Here is a 597-nt window from a genome sequence, read left to right as displayed (position 1 = left end):
TCAGCCGGTGTGGACGCGGGGCCGCCGGGCGCGGTCCGGGTCCGCCTCGCGCAGCACCTCGCGGGTGACGGGCGCGACCTCGCCCTGGCCGAAGAGGAAGAAGCGCAGGAAGTTGGCGAACGGGTTGCCCTCGGTCCACTCGAAGTAGATGTGCGGGACGCAGCCGGTCTCGTCGCGGACGTGGAGCAGCAGTGCGGCCAGGGCGTTGGGGATGGAGGCCGACTCCAGGGTCAGCACGCGGTAGCGGCTGTGCAGCACTTCGCCGTGGACGGTGAGGCCCGCCTCGAACTCGGAGGGGTCGGTGACCGTCACCTCGACGAAGACGAAGTCCTCCGGGTCCGGCAGGTCGTTGTCGGCCCGGATCTGTTCGATCTTGTCGCGGTACTCGGCCTTGTCGCGCCGGTCCGGCTCATTGGCGATGAACCGCATCTTGCGGCTGGCCATGTCGCGGACGAATCGTTCCGCCATGTCGTCGAGGGAAACGCTGGTCACGCGTAGTTCGAAGGCGCGGGCGAGGCGGGAGAGCAGCGAGACGAGGATGATGCCGACGATAAAGCAGGCACCGATCTTCACACCGTCGGGCCGCTCGATGACGTT

General features: G+C 68.0%; 1 pseudogene. It reads right to left on the bottom strand.

Annotated features, from left to right (window positions below):
• Positions 1-597, bottom strand: a pseudogene (locus LQ326_RS47395) (amino acid transporter); the annotation flags it as partial.

Origin of the sequence: Streptomyces shenzhenensis, assembly GCF_021462265.1 — a bacterium.
GTDB lineage: Bacteria > Actinomycetota > Actinomycetes > Streptomycetales > Streptomycetaceae > Streptomyces > Streptomyces shenzhenensis.
The sequence above is the reverse complement of the archived record's forward strand: the minus strand, read 5'-3'. Positions and strand labels throughout refer to the sequence as shown.